The sequence below is a fragment of the Microcystis sp. CS-574 genome, assembly GCF_028329095.1.
In the GTDB taxonomy this organism is placed as follows: Bacteria; Cyanobacteriota; Cyanobacteriia; order Cyanobacteriales; family Microcystaceae; genus Microcystis; species Microcystis ichthyoblabe_A.
Genome location: NZ_JAQMSY010000184.1, coordinates 1 through 17,463, shown reverse-complemented (window position 1 = coordinate 17,463; position 17,463 = coordinate 1). Strand labels below are relative to the sequence as shown.

The following is a 17,463-nucleotide window of genomic DNA, read 5'->3' as shown; positions in this document are numbered from 1 at the left end:
GTGTAGGGAGTGGGGAGTGGGGTGTGGGGTGTGGGGTGTGGGGAGAATAAATAAAAATAATCTCCTGTCTCCTGACTACTGATAACTGATAACTGACTACTGATAACTGATAACTGATAACTGATAAGAGAAATTAACCGAATCTACCGGCTACATAATCGCGAGTTTGTTGATTAACTGCATCGGTGAAAATTTTCTGGGTGGTGTCAAATTCCACCAAATGGCCGACGCGGCTTTCATCGGTATTAAAAAAGGCCGTGCGATCGGATACTCTAGAGGCCTGTTGCATATTATGGGTGACAATCACGATCGTGTATTGTTGCTTCAATTCATGGATTAATTCCTCGACTTTGAGGGTAGAAAGGGGGTCTAAAGCAGAACAAGGTTCATCCATTAATAATACTTTTGGTTTTACTGCCAAGGCGCGAGCAATACACAATCTTTGTTGTTGTCCTCCCGATAATCCTAAAGCGGATTTATTCAACAGATCTTTAACTTCATTCCAAAGAGCAGCTCCTTTTAAAGCTGATTCCACAATCCTATCTAATTCACTGCGACTAGCGGAACGATAAATTCTAATACCATAGGCAATATTATCGTAAATACTAGCGGGAAAAGGGTTAGGACGCTGAAACACCATACCCACCTGTCGCCGTAAGGTATGAAGGTTAACTTTGGGGGCGTAGATATCTTGGCCAAAAAACCTAACTTTGCCCTTAACTGTCACCTCTCCTTCTAATTCCCCGATGCGATTGAGGGCTTTTAAGAGAGTGGATTTACCACAACCAGAGGGGCCGATCATGGCGGTTACTTGCCTTTGCGGGATTTCTAAAGAAACCCCTTCCAGGGCTTTTTTACTACCGTAGAAAAAGCTAAGATTTTCGACTTCGATCGCCGAATTAGCTAGAGAAGTAGGGGTGTTCATGGTAGAGGAATCGATCATCATAAAAATGCTTAATTTGAGCGTTTACGAGTAACAAAACGGGAAAGAAGGCTAGTAATTAAAACTAAGATAATCAGCACTAAAGAAGCTGTCCAAGCTAGGGAATTTTGTTCAGGAAAGGGGGAACTAGCATAGTTATAAATCAACACCGTTAAAGCCGGTGTGGGCGACCAAAGACTTTCTTGCCAAAATTGACTAAATAAAGCCGTAAACATTAAAGGGGCAGTTTCTCCGGCAGCCCGGGCCACCGCTAATAATATCCCGGTCATAATCGGTGCGATCGCTGCTGGCAGGACAATGCGAAATACCGTATCGAAACGGGAACCCCCCAAAGCGGAGGAACCGAGACGGTAGGACATGGGTATTAGTTTTAGTGCCTCTTCCGTGGTTAAAGCGACGATGGGCAACATAATCACCCCTAAAGCAAAGGCCCCCGCTACGGCGGAAAATTGTTTGGTAGTTAACACCAAAACCCCGAAGGAAAACACCCCGACGATAACGGAAGGGGTACTACTCAACACCACGATCGCAAAGCGCAGGATCCCACCAATTTTGGAACCCCGAGCGAATTCCGAGAGGAAAACCCCGGTGAGAATCCCCAGAGGTATGCTGCCTAAGGCAGCTAAACCGACCATGGTTAAAGTCCCGACGATCGCATTAGCAAAACCGTTGGGAACACTAGGATCGGAGCCAACTGGGGCAGGTAAAGAGGTGAAAACTTGCCAATTAAATCCGGGTAAACCTTCTTTGACAATTTGAAAGAGGATAGCGAATAAAGGCAGAATAGCGACGGCACTAAGAGCGATCGCTAAACCCGTGAGACCGTTGGTAAAAAAATGCCGCCACGGTGACAGGGGTTGCTGTAAATCTTCTTCGGGAAAGGCTCCTTGAGTCATAAAATTAACGATTGCGGTTGATAAACTGTACTAACAAAGCCGCTACACTATTGACGGCTAAGGTAATAACAAATAGAATCAAAGCTAGATACATCAAAGCTCCGATGTGGACTTTTTCAAAAGCTTCTGGGAAAGTATTAGCTAGTACAGCAGGAATAGTATAACCGGGGGCCAAGAGGGAGGGACTAATAATCGAGGAGTTACCGATTACCATAGCCACCGCCATGGTTTCCCCTAAAGCACGCCCTAAACCGAGGATAATCGCCCCGATAATGCCAGAACTGGCCGCCGGCAACAGCACGCGCCAGATGGTTTCCCAACGAGTGGCACCTAGGGCCATGGAGGCGCTGCGTAATTCCGGGGGGACGGTAAGCAAAACATCGCGACTGATAGCGGAAATGGTCGGCACGATCATGATCGCCAGGATCACACCGGCAATCAACATACTCGGTCCCAAAGGTTGGGTACTAAATAAAGGGAACCAAGCAAGATTTTGAGATAACCATTCTTGCAGGGGTTTAAGCACGGGAATTAGCACGAAAATCCCCCATAAACCGATAATTACACTGGGAATCGAGGCAATTAATTCCACCAAAAAACCGATGGGATAACGGATACTGGCCGGCAAATAATTCTCGCTCGTGGTTAAAGCAACGGCAACACTGAGGGGAATGGCTAATAAAAGAGCCAGAATCGAGGAAACAACGGAACCAAAAATAAAGGGTAAACCACCAAATTTGAGGACGTTCACATCCCAAGTGGTTCCCCAGAGAAATCCCAGACCGAATTCATTGATCGCCGGCCGCGCATCCTGAAAAACAATCCAGGCCATCCAGAGCAGAAAAATTAAACCAGAGGCGGCACAAATCCAGACTAAGACTGTAAAAATGCGATCAAATAAACCGGCAGTGCCGGGGTTTTCGTTAAGATTGGCCGCTGAAAGCTCAAAAGACTCAACGGGTTTAGAAAAATTGGCCATAAGTATAGATCGCGATTACCAGTTATCAGTTATTTCAAATACAACTGTATGGGCTGAACATTGTTCAGCCCAGAGAAAAGAAATACTTGCCGTTATTAGTTATGGACTTAACCGGTAACTTTTTCCATCTTACTGGAAAGCGGTGACAATCAAGCCCAAACTAATACAAAAGTATTTATTTAATTTTGTTAACTTCGGCTAAAACTTTTTGAGTCACCGATTGAGGAATCCGGGTAAATTCCAATTGATTGTTAATACCTTGACCGGTGGTGAGAATCCAAGTCAACAGTCTTTTAATTTCCGCCGCTTTTTTGTTATCAGCGTAGTCTTTCGGTACTAATAACCAAGTAATCCCGACGATCGGATAACCACTGCCCGGATCGTCCATATTAGCGGTAAAATCGGCGTTAAATTTGATCCCTTCCATAGCTTTGTTAGCTTGGGTGAGACTGGGTTCGACAAATTGACCGGCTTTATTTTGAACTTTAGCAGTTCTCATGGTTGCCCCTTCATTTTTGCGGGCAAAGGTATCTTGAACGTAACCGATCGAGCCTTCTGTTTGTTTAACCAGGGCTGCCACACCATCATTTTTCGGTCCCTTGAGAACCGTAAAACCCCAGTTAGGTTCTTTGCTGGTTCCCACTTTACTTTTGAAAGAAGGACTAATAGCGCTCAGGTGAGAGGTAAAAATCTCGGTAGTACCGCTACCATCAGCCCTAACCACTACTTTAATCGGTCGGTCGGGCAGTTTCGGATCTACTTGTTTCCAGTTGGTGATCTCGCCACTGAAGATTTTACCCAGGTTAGCCCGGGAAATTTGCAGGTTATTTACCCCCGGCAAATTATAAACCACGGCGGCGGCTCCTCCGGCGGTGGGAACTAGCAGTAAACCGTTTTTCATCTGGCTTTTTTCCGAGGAAGAAGGAGCGGCATCGGAAGCCCCAAAATCTACGGTTCCGGCGATAAATTGCCGAATACCAGCACCGCTACCGACAGAATTATAGTTAACGGTGACACCAGTGGCGTTTTTATAGTCGGCAAAATAACGCTGGTATAGGGGTGCGGGAAAGGAGGCTCCTGCACCGTTCAGGGTTTGGGCGAGGGTTTCTCCCATCGTCCCTGCTAAGGCCGCTGCCGTGGCGAAGGAGACGGCACACACACGAGTTAGGGTAGCAGTTGAGAATATCATAAGTTTTCCGGTTGAAGAATCCTGCACAATTGGGAAAGTTAAACTTTCTTCAAGATATAGTTTAATGCACAAATATTACTTTTAAATCTAGAAATACTTTAGATTTTTTTTGGTTAAGATTTGGTAAAGTTTAAGTTAAATTTACTTTAAAAAAAGTCAAACCTTTTGGCAACAATTTAGTTATACCGATCAAGACAAAAATCCATTGTAAGCTATAGGGATTCTCACACCAATTTGGCACATTTAAACCTTTGCTGATTGAAATTTTCAACATCAATAATGTACCTCTTGCGAACAGGAAACGCTATATAAATAGCTACCTTTTTAATGTTTCATCGCTTCTATTATTTTCATGGTTTCGACGCTGACAGTACAGACTCTTTGCAGTAAGTCAATTACTGTTTCTTTATAATCGGCGAAGTGATAGTTATTAAATCTTTCGGTGCTGGTTTGATCTTTGGGTTTCTTTTCCTTATGTGAAGAAGCCGAAAATCAATTTAGTTGTAAAATACCTACACCTGTCAGAGAGGGGAGAGGAGAATAAATAAAAATAATCTCCTGAATCCTGACTCCTGAATCCTGAATCCTGATAACTGATTAAATGCCGTGACTTTTGCCGATTACCCAATGACGACGGAAGAAGCGAGCGAGCGAAGTTTCTTCTAAGGATAAGTAAATCGGTCTTCCGTGGGGACAAGTGCGGGGATTACGAGTATTTTGCCAATCATCGAGTAAATTCTGCATTTCTTCTAAACTTAAAGCTGTACCGTTGCGGATCGCACTACGGCAAGCGGTGGCCACCTGAGCAGTTTGTAAATCCCCCCCTAAACTTAATTCTAGTAAAGCATCAGCCCGATCCTCCCGTTCTTTTAGGAGAACAGGAATACTACGAATTGCCCAAGAGCGATCGCCAAAACTAGCAACTTCTAATCCTAAACGTTGTAATTGTTCGATTTGTCGAGTAGTTAACTGATTTAAGATGATCGGAGTATCTAACGGCACGATTTCCCAGTTATCCTCTAAACGTTCGTACAAAACCCGCTCATGGGCAATATGTTGTTCCACTAACCATAATCCGTTAGGATGTTCGGCAACTATATAAGTTTGGTGAATTTGAGCTAATGCCTTTAATTCCAGCCGATTTTTGCTGGATTTCTCCCCTATTATATAGGTGCTTTTTTCTTCGGCAGCCTTGAGAATTTGACTGACGCGCTGATTTTGCGCTTTTTCGGGTATATGTTCGGGATTTAGTCCTAAAGCCTTGTCTATGGCTGAAATTATCTGTTCTTGCCAAAAAACCAGGTTATGCAGGTATATTTCCGCTTTAGCTGGGTGACGATTCCAATCGATCGAACGAGGGTTAAGATGTAGATGGAGAAAACAAACGGGATAGCGATCTTTAGGGACTGTGCGAGCGAAAGCTTGAAATATTGCCTGTTCTAACTCCGATGAGCGCACCATTCGCCCATTAACAGCAATTTTAACCCAATCCGGTTGATGGCGAGAAATGCGATCGGGCAACCCAATGACTAATTCAATTTGGGCAGATTCTGCGTCAGGAGTCGTTAAGTCAAGTTTTAGGGCTGCTAAATCGTTAAAATGCAGAGATTTAACTAATTGCGGTAATATTTGACTGGCATCCTTACCCGGACTAATGCGTAACCAATCTTGATGATCTTGGAAAACCTGCCAAGTAATTTGGGGATGACAGAGAGCAAAATTATGAATTAAAGTCTGTATATCCTTTAATTGTTTGTTAATTGACGGTAAAGCTTGACGACGCACAGGAAAGTTAGCAAAGAGATTTTCTACCGTGACGATAGTGCCAATAGCTATAGGAATCGTTTCTAAATTATCCGGCTCGCCCTGGTGATTGTAAAGACAATAACAACCTAAATCATCGTCATGACGACTGGCAACCCGCAGACGCGCCACCTGTGCGATACTGTGCAAAGCTTCACCACGGAATCCGAGACTGGTAATCTGCCAAAGATCGTCCCGTTGGCGGATTTTGCTGGTACTGTGGGCATAGCTACACAGTTGCAAATCTTCTCTAGACATTCCCCTACCGTTATCCGATACTTGTATTCGCCAATTTTGGGGAGATATATCGATGGTAATCCTATCTGCCCCCGCATCAATGGCATTTTCGACTAATTCCCGCACCACAGCGCCTAAAGAGTCGATTACCTCTCCTGCGGCAATTAAATCGATTACGTCTTGGGGTAAAACTTTTATGGGCAAGGTCATCAATTAATGGTTTTAGCCAAGGGCAAACTCGATATATTGTCGCACAGGGGGTGCATGATTAAGGATTCCCCTCCCTAGCAATTTATCGGCGATCGCTGCTTCCTTACCATCCCGCTGCACCGATCAAATATAGCGATAGTCCTGGAGCAAGTCCAATGATACTAAATCGGCAAAAATGTTGTTGATAGGCAATAATCCCTGATCGAGATAAGATTGATTCTGGTGATGATAGGGAAGACAGTAGTGAATAAACTAAGCATTCTGGTTTTACACGGACCGAATTTAAACCTATTGGGGAAAAGAGAGCCGAATCTCTACGGTAACATCAATTTAGAAGCGATTAACCAGTTTTTAAGTGAAGAAGCTACCCGTTTAGGGGTGAATTTAACCGCGCACCAGTCCAATCAGGAAGGGCAATTAGTGGACTGGATTCAGCAAGCATGGGGTCAGCATGACGGTATTTTGATTAATGCAGCAGCTTATACTCATACCAGTATCGCCATCCGCGACGCACTCTTAGGCACAAAAATCGCCTGTGTGGAAGTACACTTAAGCAATATTTACAAACGCGAGTCTTTTCGTCATCATTCCTACATTGCCGATATAGCCGTCGGACAGATTAGCGGTTTTGGGGCCGAAAGTTATCGCTTAGGATTATGGGCATTAGTCGATTATTTGCAAAAGAATCGGAAAATTTAAGACAAATGCTGGAACTTCGGGCTTTTAAACCCAAATTTTCGATAAACTAGCGTAGAGGCCGTCTTTAGTTAATAAATCTTCATGGGTTCCCGATTCGACTAATTCCCCGCGTTTCAGGACAAGAATTCGATCGACATTGCGAATAGTGGAGAGACGATGGGCGATAATAATAGCAGTACGATCGACTAAAATCTGTTCTAAAGCTTCTTGAATTAATACTTCTGTCCCCACGTCTAAACTAGCAGTAGCTTCATCTAAAACTAAAATTTCAGGGTTACGAATAGCGACTCTCGCAAAAGCGAGTAATTGTTTTTGTCCTCCCGACAAATTTGCGCCCCGTTCGCGTAAAAGAGTATGATAACCATCGGGTAACTCCTCGATAAAGTGATCGATATTAGTTAATTTAGCCGCTGCCTTCACCTGCTCAAAATCATAATTTTCTCCTAAAGTAATATTGCGAGTAACATCTCCAGCAAAGAGAAAAGTTTCTTGGAGAATCACACCGATATAACGTCTTAATTCCGCTTGGGGAAGATAACGGATATCGATACCATCCACTAGAATTCTGCCCTTATTTGGTTCATAAAGACGACAGAGAAGACGAATAATCGAACTTTTTCCCGCACCAGTGGGACCGACTAAAGCGACTTTTTCCCCCGGATTAATGGTAAAATTGAGACCTTTGATAATATATTCATCTGGTTTATAACCAAACCAAACATTTTCAAAAATAATCTCGCCAGTTTTAAGTTTTGTTGGGAAAGAAATCTCTTTATAATTGTTAGAATCAGTAATTTCAATGGGAATACTCATTAATTCCCCAATGCGTTCAATAGCAGTAAAACCCGATTGAAACATGGTAAATTTTTCGGCAAACTGACGCAGGGGATTAAAGAGACGTTGGGAGAATAAAATAAAAGCCGATAAAACCCCAAAATCAATGGTTTTTTGGAGAATAAAAATACCCCCTAACCATAATACTCCTGCCACGGCAATTAATCCGATCCATTCCAACGTAGCTGAGACGGCCGAATCATAAAAAATTGTTTTATCTAGGGAGCGACGATACTGAGTATTGGTAGCGCGAAACATTTCAGCGTTAAAGCGTTCGCGGCGAAATAATTGAACAATATTAACTCCGACTACATTTTCCTGTAATTGGGCATTAAGTTTTGATAATTGCTCGCGTACTTGATAGTTAGCCCTACGGTATTGTTTTTGAAAAAAGATAATTAAAGCAGTGACAGGAAATAACATCAACACCAACAATAGAGCTAATTGCCATTGCAGGGTAAACATGGTGAGGATAATAACTAAAATATTGACCAGATCACTGACAACTCCGATCGCCCCACTAGCAAAAACTTCTCCTAATGCTTCCACATCGCTGGTTAAACGAGTGACTAAACGTCCCACGGGAGAGCGATCAAAAAAACTAGAGGAAAGGGAAGTAACATGACTAAATAAATCTTCCCGGACATTAGCAGTAATTGACTGACCGACTTTCTGCACTAGATAACCTTGTGTTGTCCCTAAAATCAGTCGTAAAATAATCGAAACCGACAGGATAATAATTAGGGTATTAATGGCTGCTGTTAAGGGCATTTGAGCCAAAAAACCCCAGGTTTGTTCCTTTTGCAAAAGGGAAACCGCTTGACCGATAATTAAGGGTTGGATCGCCCCCGTCAGAGATAGGGGAAAAAGAAGTATTAATGAACAAAATAGCAGGGCTTTTTGCTTTTTTGCGTAGGGAAGTAATCTTAATAATAAGCTCCAGTCATTTTCTTTGACCGGAGGGGACACAGGGGAGGATGATAGACTCATGAAGTGATTTCCCATGAAATTCTGGGCAGCAGGGGAGAAATTACGCCCCTATTGTTAACTTTTCTAACAGGCGATCGATTTGGAAATGTTCCCCCATTAATTCGCGAATACAAGCGACTTTTACCTGTTCCTGTAAGCGAATTTTCCCGAAGGCCTGATCGACGATTTCCACGGTACTGAGAGTATCTAAATTTACCGAGAGAATCGGTACTTCTAAATCCTCGGCCCGTCCCAAAATTAGGGGATCCGGAGAGATAGAACCAGTTAAGATCAAACAGGTGGTAGAAGTTTCTAGGGCAGCTAACTGGAGGTCTGTGCGATCGCCGCCCGTGATCACGGCCATATTTTCCCCCTTGCGAAAATATTCTAAAGCGGCGTTGACATTCATCGCCCCGATCGCTAAACTTTCTACCATCCAATCTAAACGATCGGGACGACATAATACTTTGGCCCCCAAAAGATGGACAATTTCCCGAACACTAATACTACGCAATAATTTACTAGCAGGTAACAGTCCTAAAACTTCCACCCCTTGGCGGGACAAATAGGGTTTCAGGAGAGATTGTACTTCCTCCCAATCATCTTCCGGGATATCACTAATCACTACCCCCAGCAGCTGATTATTTAATTCCTCTCTTGCTTTCAGCAGACTCTCGGCAATTAGGGGAGAACTATAGCGGGCCACCAATAGGATTGGAGTCTGGAGAATTTTGGCCATCTCCCCCATCGATAACTGAAAAATACTGCCTTCCCAGAGAGTCCCCGGCCCTTCGAGGAGGATAATATCACTGTTAACTCGATCGAGATAACCAGCAAGAATATTGCCGTAGTCCTGTTGATCTACACCTTGTAAACGTTTAGCAACGGAATCCGCATCAGTGTAGATCAGGGGTAAACGCAGCTGCTCCGGGGATAATTCTAATAATTGCCGAATAAATTCTACATCCTCATCGACCAATTGCCCATCGACGTATCCCGGACAATTGCCCACTGGTTTGCCGTAACTTATCCCTAGTCCTTTTTGTCGCAAGAGATGCGCTAAACCGACGACAGTTCCCGATTTACCACTGAGGGGTTCCAGGGAAGAGATAAGTATAGATTTGGCTGATTTGGCCACGATTTGCTCCTTTTAACCCGTAAAATCCCGACTTTTATCATTCAAATTGCAGCAGTTTCCGATAAAATCCCTGCGAAAAGTCGGCCGAACCTAGCTGCTTAAAGGTTTTAATCGCATCGATGAGGTATTCGATCAACTCGGCGTTAATAATCGTCATCTCATAGCTTAGGTCGGCCTGTCCTTCAAATTGTAAACGACAACGGGTCAATTCCGAGGGCAATTTTGATACATACCAAGAGGCCACAAAGGGAATCCCTTCGCTATTTTCTATGTGACGACGACCTTCTAAAGCTCCTCCTTGATACAAAGCGATCGCATAGGGCAAGATACTATGTTTGTCCTTGGCATAGTAGGGCATATATACTAACACATCAGCCTTATTAGCGGGTTCTAATTGTTCGATCGTCGGCATAATTAGTCAATTCTTGGGTTCTCAGCCAAGTTACCAGTGACACTGATATTTTCTATATATTTTAACCGATCGCCCCCATAATCTCCCGATCAAGAAAATAGGCAGATTTTACGGCCAGATCAGCTTTCTTCACTGAGGTGATCATCGGCTATAACTGGCATACTAACCCGAAAAACCGTGCCGGGGTAAGGGGAACTTGTTGGATCGGGATTAGGACTGATAAATTCAATCGTCCCCCCCATGCTGGTAATTAATTCTTTGGCGATCGCTAAACCCAATCCCGTACCAGGTATATCTCCCCCTGCTTGCACTCCCCGGTAGTGACGTTGAAAAATTCTTTCTTGATCACTCCTCGCTATACCATAACCTGTGTCTTTAAAAACAATTTCTACACTATTCTTAACATTTTTTACCTCGACGGTGACTTTTCCGCCAGCAGGAGTATATTTGAGAGCATTATCAATTAAATTGCTGAATACTTCCCGCAAACCGGGGATATTGGCCCGAATAAGTGGTATGTCTTCCCCGTGAATCGTTTCTAGACTGAGATTTCTCTCTTTGGCTACAGCCTGGGCCGAAAGGAGCAGCGGATCGAGAATATCATGGAGATCGATCGGAGTTAGTTGGCTGCTGCCAGCAGGTAAGAGAAAGGTGGTGGGGGAAGATTGCGCTTGCAGGAGAGGAATATCGACGGTGGGGTAATTTTCGCTTTCTTGCTGAATTTGTGCCTCAAATTCGGCAATTAAGTCCCGAACTCGATCACTTTCCCTCAATATACCGGTAATGGCAGGATCGTTACCTTCTTCGGCTAAAAGCCTTTTGAGTAGAAGTTTACCAAAGGTTTTTAAAGCGGTAAGGGGATTGCGGATTTGATGGAGAAAAGTATCGAGGCGCTGACGTTGCCATTGTCGATAATAACGTTCTTCTCCCAATTGGCGATCGAGTACACAGGCTAAAGCGAGGGTTTGGGTGATTTTTGCCATCTGGGTTAATTCCCAACTTTGCCAAGGTCGTTTTTCTCTGGTTGTCACCAATAATCCGATCATGCCCTCTTCATACATTAAGGGTAAAAACAAGCGATGACCGCTGACGGTCTCCTGATTACTCCAGAGGTGGGATAAATCTTCTAACTTAACCGCAGTTAACAAGTCAGCCGCCGGTTGCCCTGGTTGCAAGGAAAGCCGCTTTTTTTGGGGAGAAGGGGGATTAAAGGGCGGATAAACAACGACTGGGATTAAATTACTCGATAAAGGTTCAGTTAAATAAACCGCACTTCTGTCTGCTTCCATTTGCTCCCGCAAAAGTTCCATCTGTGTCTGACACAGGGCAATAAAATCATCACTCAGGGGAGTCCGGGAGGGGGAGGAGAAGGGCATACTAAGAAAGTAAAAAGTAAAAAATCAGAAAACCTTGATAAAGCTAGGGTTACGAGTTTTATTTCCCAGTTGACAGGGGAGAGAATGACTCTCTCCTTGGGTCGGGTGCAGCCAGTAAAAAGCAATTAGGATAAGGGTTTGGTCACTGTTTTCGGGGTGGATCACGGTATATATTAAAAAAAGTTTAAAAATAATAAGTTTTGTATCGGGATTTGGGGCTGTGTTTTTGTCAGAAAAACTTAAACATAGTCCCAGTCTAGCTTCCGGTCAAACTTGTCCGTAATTGGCTTTCTAAGGGACACTTGATTTCTCGATCTAGAAGGGATATAATCGCTACGGCTTTTGTAACTATCATTACAACGATTAGCCAAAACAGGAGGTAATTGGGTTGGCCAGAAAACGGAAACGTAAGAGTCGCCGTCGTCAAGAAGGACGTAAGATACTTGAACTTGTACCCCAGTATAGTATTGAAAGTGGCGAAGATAAACCCGTAACTGCGGCGCGTAAGTATATTCAAGCTATAGGCATTAGCCCACCAGCTTTATTGGTTGTTAAGCGTAACGAGCATACAACCGATCGCTATTTCTGGGCTGAAAAAGGACTGTTTGGAGCGCAATATGTGGAGGAAAACCACTTCCTTTTCCCAAGCTTGCGCGATCTGCAGCCCCAGCCTCAGCCCGTCAAAGCACCGGTAGCAGTTGCCAAATAACTCAAAGGACTATTAATCGTATCATGGAAAGTGAACTCGTTTACAGAAAAGTAAACGAGTTTTTTTTGAGGATAAGAGGAGCGGGGACCTTTAAGTGATCAGTAATCAGTAAACTGAAAACTCACATCTGATTACCGAAAAGGCGGACAGCTAAGGAGGGAATGGGGTTATGAGAATCTTTTAGGGGTTATTTAGGCTAATTTTGGCTTTAAATCGCTTTAATCAATTAAATTTTCTCATTTAAACCCGATAGGATTGCTGAGGTAATAAATTATTTTCGATCAGGATCGTAAAGTTCAACCTTTAAGGTATGATTGGGAACATTAATTATTTTTTTATGTATTGCACTAGAACGTAGAGGGCAAGCAGCAGTGATTAGAGTAGCGATCAATGGTTTCGGACGGATTGGACGTAATTTCCTAAGATGTTGGTTAGGACGGACTAATAGTGGCTTAGAAGTAGTGGGGATCAATGATACATCCGATCCCCGGAGTAACGCTCACCTGCTCAAGTATGACTCGATGTTAGGCAAACTTAACGCTAATATCGATGCCGATGATAATTCTTTAATTGTTAACGGTAAAACCATTAAATGTTATTCCGATCGCAATCCCCTCAATCTGCCCTGGGCAGAATGGGGTGTAGATTTAGTGATCGAAGCTACCGGTGTTTTCGTTGATGAAGAGGGCGCTTCTAAGCATATTGTCGCAGGAGCTAAAAAAGTCCTCATTACCGCACCGGGTAAAGGTTCGGGAGTGGGAACCTATGTAGTTGGTGTCAACGCTCACGAATACGAACACGATAAATACAATGTCATCAGCAATGCCAGTTGTACCACCAACTGTCTTGCTCCTGTCGTCAAAGTGATTCACGAAAACTTCGGTATCATCAAAGGGACGATGACCACCACCCACAGTTACACTGGTGATCAACGGATTCTGGATGCTAGTCACCGGGATCTGCGTCGCGCTCGCGCCGCCGCCGTTAACATCGTTCCCACCTCCACCGGTGCCGCTAAAGCTGTAGCCTTAGTTATCCCGGACATGAAAGGGAAACTTAACGGTATCGCTCTGCGTGTACCCACTCCTAACGTTTCTGTGGTGGATTTAGTGGCGCAAGTGGAAAAAAGCACGATCGCGGAACAGGTAAACGAAGTCCTCAAAGAAGCTTCGGAAAATTCTTTAAAAGGAATTCTCGAATATAATGATTTACCCCTCGTTTCCTCTGATTATCGCGGTGTTGATGCCTCCTCGATCATTGATGCTAGTCTCACCATGGTGATGGGTGGCGATATGGTGAAAGTTATCGCTTGGTACGATAACGAATGGGGTTACTCCCAACGGGTGGTTGATCTCGCTGAAGTCGTTGCCAGCAAGTGGAAAGGCTAAATCAGTGATCAGTCAACTGTAATCGGTGAACAGTGGGCGTTAATTAGGAGTCAGGAGTGGTTAGTGATAACTGACTAACTGATAACTGTTAACTGATAAGTGATAAATTCTCACCGAAAAAGCGCCGATAGATTCCCTCTGTCACCAATTGAGCGGTGATTAGGTTAGCTAGGGCAATCATAAAGAGGATCAGTATCTGGTAGGAAGCGGCGTTTAAAGGTTCACTTCCTGCCAATACCTGTCCGGTGAACATTCCGGGTAAACTGACTAAACCCACCACCATCATCTGATTGAGGGTGGGTATTAAACTAGCTCGAATCGCTGCTTTTTGGTAAGATGCGATCGCTTGTTGAGGGGTTGCCCCTAAACAAAGATGGGTTTCGATTTCCAAACGGTGACTTTTAATGGCACTGCTTAATCTTTCCCCGGCTAAAGAGGCACTATTCATGGCATTGCCTAACACCATCCCCGTCAAGGGAATCAAGTATTGGGGTGAGTACCATTGTTCTGGTTGAATAATTAAAGCGATCGCATAACCTAAAGTTAGACAGCTACTAATCAATAAAGAGCCAAAAACTAGGGGTAATAAGCCTTTATCTCGGCTATCAATGCGATTTTTAGCAACAATAGTCGCGATAGTCATCATTACTGCCAAAATCCCCAGCACGGCTAGAGGATTATCCAGGGAAAAAATAAAGGCGATAACGTAGCCTACCACTAATAATTGCAGGATCGATCGACCGGTCGCCAATAATAATTGGCCCTCTAGAGCTAAATTTGACCAACGGGAGAGGATTAAACAAATACCCATCATCCCCAAAGCCCAACCCAAATCCACCAGATTTAGTTCTACTAATCCATCCATAAAAATAAAAGAAACAAATTACAACAATACTTAATCTATAAATAGCAAGTTTATAATTATTTTTGACCGAAAATTTGAGTACAAGCCCTGCCCTTTAGTGTAGGGTTGGGCGGCTCCACTTAAATATATATTGTCAACTTAAAGAATTTTGTGCTAAGATATTGATACTCGGTCGAGCAGTGTCAAAATGTTTGTGCTAGAATACAAGGTTAAGCCAAAACCTAATCAGATAGAAGCCATTAACGAAGCAATACGGACAACCCAATTTGTTCGGAATAAAGTTCTGCGTTATTGGATGGATAATCAGGGTGTTGGCAAAACAGAGTTATTTCGATACAACACAGCATTAAGGAAAGAGTTTAAATTTGTTGATGATTTAAACTCCCATGCTTGCCAGACTGCCGTAGAAAGAACCTTGCGGGCAATTACTCGGTTTTACGATAATTGCCAAAATAAAGTTAAAGGAAAGAAAAACTACCCTAAGTTTAAAAAACATTCTCGTTCTGTTGAGTATAAAGTATCTGGATGGAAACTATCAAAAGATAAACGTCATATTACCTTTACAGACAAAAAAGGTATTGGCACTCTTAAACTGATTGGCTCTAGAGATATTAATTATTATCAACCAGACCAGATTAAACGGGTAAGAATCCTTAATCGTGCCGATGGTTATTATGTGCAGTTCTGCATTAAATTAGACCCCAGAGACACGGTTAAACCTTTAACACCCTCCCAGAAAGCCACTGGGATTGATGTCGGATTAAAGTTTTTTTTAGTAGATAGCGAAGGCCATCAAATTGATTGTCCGAACTACTATCGAAAAGCTGAAAAACAACTAAACCGATTAAATAAAAAAAAGTCAAAGAAATACCGCAAGGGTAAAAAACAATCTCGTAATTATCACAAAGCTAGAAAGCGATATGCTCGGAAACATTTAAGAGTAAGTAGGCAACGAGAAGAGTTTGTCAAGAGTGTGGCACTCCGTTTAGTTAAGTCTAACGACTTAATCGCCTATGAAAACTTAAATATCAAAGGCATAGTTAAGAATCGTCATTTAGCGAAGTCGATAACCGATGCAGGATGGTCTGTTTTTAGGCAATGGCTAGAGTATTTTGGGGACAAATACGGCAAGTTAACTATAGCTGTCTCACCTCATAATACGTCTCAAAATTGTTCTAATTGTGGACAAAAAGTCCAAAAGTCGCTATCTACTCGAACCCATGTTTGTCCCCATTGTGGATATACAGATTGTCGAGACAGAAACGCCGCTTTAAACATCTTGCAAAAGGGATTAAGTAGCGTGGGGCGCACGCAAACTTTAAACGCTTCGGGAGAGATTCCCTCTTGGTTGGTTGGAGAAATCCTGCTTGCTAACGGAGACTCAATGAACGAAGAATCCCCGTCTCTTTAGAGCGGGGAGCGTCAATAATTATTCCTTCTTTTCGCCGACAAATCCCGATTAGTCTCTAATTTGAGTGAAAGCGCGTGAGTACAATTCCCCCCGTCGATTTATCCCGTCAATACCAAGTCATCAGCGAAGAAGCTAACCATGCCGTTTTAGAAATCCTCCGTTCTGGGCGCTATATTGGCGGTGAAGCTGTGAGCGAATTAGAACGACAATTTGCCCTCTATCATGGTGTTAGCGATTGTGTCGCCTGTAATTCGGGAACCGATGCCCTTTATCTGGCACTGCGCGCCCTTGGTATTCAAGCGGGGGATGAAGTAATTACTTCTACTTTTTCGTTTATTGCCACCGCCGAAGCGATTAATTTAGTCGGGGCAGTGCCGGTTTTTGTCGATATCGATATTAATACTTTTAACCTCGATGTGGCACTGTTGGAAAAAGCGCTTACTCCCCAGACTAAAGCGATTATCCCAGTACACCTTTTTGGGCAATCTGTCAATATGTCTGAGGTAGTAAATTTCGCTCGTTCCCATAATTTATTTGTAATCGAGGATTGCGCGCAGGCAACGGGAGCAGAATGGCATGGGCAGAAAGTGGGGAGTATCGGCGATATTGGCTGTTTTAGCTTCTTTCCCACCAAAAATTTAGGCGGTTGTGGCGATGGTGGCGCAATTACCACCAATAACCCCGAGTTAGCGGCACAAATTCGCATGGTTAAAGAACATGGGAGCAAGGTGCGTTATTTTCATGAGGTAATTGGGGTGAATAGCCGCTTAGATGCCATTCAAGCGGTTATTTTGCAAATTAAGCTAAAATATCTCGATTTTTGGAATAATCAACGGATCGAGATTGCCCAACGTTATCGGGAATTACTGCAACCTTTGCCTAATATCACTTTACCTACCGCTTTAGCCAGAGGTAAGCACGTTTGGAATCAGTACACAATCCTAACGGAAAATCGTGACCAAATTCGGGCAGCTTTGCAGGAAAAAGATGTCCTATCCATGGTTTATTATCCGATTCCCCTACATTTACAGCCGGTTTATCAGTATTTAGGCTATAAAAAAGGTGATTTACCCGTGGCTGAATTGGCCAGTGAAAAAGTGTTATCTTTACCTATGTTCCCCGATTTAAGCTGCGAGGAACAACAACAGGTAGCCTACGCGCTGAAAGATTGTTTGCATAGTTCCTAAGTTATCAGTGGGAATTATGAATTATGAATTATGAATTAAGTAGGTAGGTGTTAAAAATTGTCAGATGCCCCCCTTATTAAGCTATCCATTAGTCACATCTTTCTTAACATAAAATTTGACAAAAAGAGAAAAGTGTGCAAGATGGCTCAAGGGGGTTCTATGGGGGGACTAATTTGATGAGATAGTTTCCAAGTCTGGCTGATATCATGTAACCTTCG

General features: G+C 43.3%; 15 protein-coding genes. 5 read left to right on the top strand and 10 right to left on the bottom strand.

Going from position 1 to position 17,463, the window contains the following annotated elements:
- Positions 1–133 precede the first annotated feature (133 nt).
- The 5 genes from pstB to mutL all read right to left on the bottom strand — a co-directional run bounded on the left by pstB (position 134) and on the right by mutL (position 6,257).
- Positions 134–946 carry a phosphate ABC transporter ATP-binding protein PstB gene (gene pstB, locus PN470_RS14880; protein ID WP_002778974.1) on the bottom strand — a complete coding sequence of 271 codons (813 nt, stop codon included), beginning with the start codon at positions 944–946 and terminating at the stop codon, positions 134–136.
- An 8-nt stretch (positions 947–954) separates the two neighbouring features.
- Entirely contained in the window at positions 955–1,839 is an 885-nt protein-coding gene (gene pstA / locus PN470_RS14875) for a phosphate ABC transporter permease PstA (protein WP_002778972.1), read from the bottom strand.
- A 4-nt stretch (positions 1,840–1,843) separates the two neighbouring features.
- Positions 1,844–2,818, bottom strand: coding sequence for a phosphate ABC transporter permease subunit PstC (gene pstC, locus PN470_RS14870; protein ID WP_271936337.1), 975 nt, complete (start codon positions 2,816–2,818; stop codon positions 1,844–1,846).
- A 175-nt stretch (positions 2,819–2,993) separates the two neighbouring features.
- On the bottom strand, positions 2,994–4,007 hold the full coding sequence (gene pstS, locus PN470_RS14865) for a phosphate ABC transporter substrate-binding protein PstS (RefSeq protein ID WP_272104741.1): 1,014 nt from the start codon (positions 4,005–4,007) through the stop codon (positions 2,994–2,996).
- Positions 4,008–4,604: 597 nt separating this feature from the next.
- Positions 4,605–6,257, bottom strand: a complete 1,653-nt coding sequence (mutL, locus tag PN470_RS14860) for a DNA mismatch repair endonuclease MutL (RefSeq protein ID WP_271936335.1) — start codon at positions 6,255–6,257, stop codon at positions 4,605–4,607.
- 243 nt (positions 6,258–6,500) lie between these two features.
- Here mutL and aroQ point away from each other — a divergent pair, with 243 nt between their 5' ends.
- Positions 6,501–6,956, top strand: coding sequence for a type II 3-dehydroquinate dehydratase (gene aroQ / locus PN470_RS14855; protein WP_271936333.1), 456 nt, complete (start codon positions 6,501–6,503; stop codon positions 6,954–6,956).
- Between the two features lie 24 nt (positions 6,957–6,980).
- Here aroQ and PN470_RS14850 read toward each other — a convergent pair whose 3' ends face one another.
- From PN470_RS14850 to PN470_RS14835, 4 genes are all read right to left on the bottom strand, one after another.
- A complete protein-coding gene (locus PN470_RS14850; RefSeq protein ID WP_271936331.1) occupies positions 6,981–8,780 on the bottom strand; it encodes an ABC transporter ATP-binding protein in 1,800 nt (599 codons plus the stop codon).
- Positions 8,781–8,820: 40 nt separating this feature from the next.
- Positions 8,821–9,897 (bottom strand): phosphotransacetylase family protein, encoded by a 1,077-nt coding sequence (locus PN470_RS14845; protein ID WP_272104740.1) that lies wholly within the window; start codon positions 9,895–9,897, stop codon positions 8,821–8,823.
- Positions 9,898–9,934: 37 nt separating this feature from the next.
- Entirely contained in the window at positions 9,935–10,309 is a 375-nt protein-coding gene (gene ebsA / locus PN470_RS14840) for a type IV pilus biogenesis protein EbsA (RefSeq protein ID WP_271936327.1), read from the bottom strand.
- A 119-nt stretch (positions 10,310–10,428) separates the two neighbouring features.
- The gene (locus PN470_RS14835) at positions 10,429–11,685 is read right to left on the bottom strand and encodes a GAF domain-containing sensor histidine kinase (RefSeq protein ID WP_271936325.1); all 1,257 of its coding nucleotides are present in this window, start codon (positions 11,683–11,685) and stop codon (positions 10,429–10,431) included.
- Between the two features lie 388 nt (positions 11,686–12,073).
- Between PN470_RS14835 and PN470_RS14830 the strand changes: the two genes are divergently transcribed.
- Together PN470_RS14830 and PN470_RS14825 are read left to right on the top strand one after the other, a co-directional pair.
- Complete coding sequence (locus tag PN470_RS14830) at positions 12,074–12,394, top strand: DUF3155 domain-containing protein (RefSeq protein ID WP_002732265.1); 321 nt, start codon at positions 12,074–12,076, stop codon at positions 12,392–12,394.
- A gap of 371 nt (positions 12,395–12,765) precedes the next feature.
- Positions 12,766–13,782, top strand: a complete 1,017-nt coding sequence (locus tag PN470_RS14825) for a type I glyceraldehyde-3-phosphate dehydrogenase (RefSeq protein WP_002731954.1) — start codon at positions 12,766–12,768, stop codon at positions 13,780–13,782.
- Between the two features lie 88 nt (positions 13,783–13,870).
- Here the strand turns inward: PN470_RS14825 and PN470_RS14820 are convergent, their stop codons facing one another.
- On the bottom strand, positions 13,871–14,647 hold the full coding sequence (locus tag PN470_RS14820) for an ABC transporter permease (RefSeq protein WP_002734326.1): 777 nt from the start codon (positions 14,645–14,647) through the stop codon (positions 13,871–13,873).
- Positions 14,648–14,834: 187 nt separating this feature from the next.
- On the opposite strand from PN470_RS14820, the gene PN470_RS14815 reads away from it, so the two are divergent.
- Together PN470_RS14815 and PN470_RS14810 are read left to right on the top strand one after the other, a co-directional pair.
- The gene (locus PN470_RS14815) at positions 14,835–16,058 is read left to right on the top strand and encodes an RNA-guided endonuclease InsQ/TnpB family protein (RefSeq protein ID WP_103111118.1); all 1,224 of its coding nucleotides are present in this window, start codon (positions 14,835–14,837) and stop codon (positions 16,056–16,058) included.
- Positions 16,059–16,132: 74 nt separating this feature from the next.
- Positions 16,133–17,245 carry a DegT/DnrJ/EryC1/StrS family aminotransferase gene (locus PN470_RS14810; RefSeq protein ID WP_103111119.1) on the top strand — a complete coding sequence of 371 codons (1,113 nt, stop codon included), beginning with the start codon at positions 16,133–16,135 and terminating at the stop codon, positions 17,243–17,245.
- Positions 17,246–17,463 lie beyond the last annotated feature (218 nt).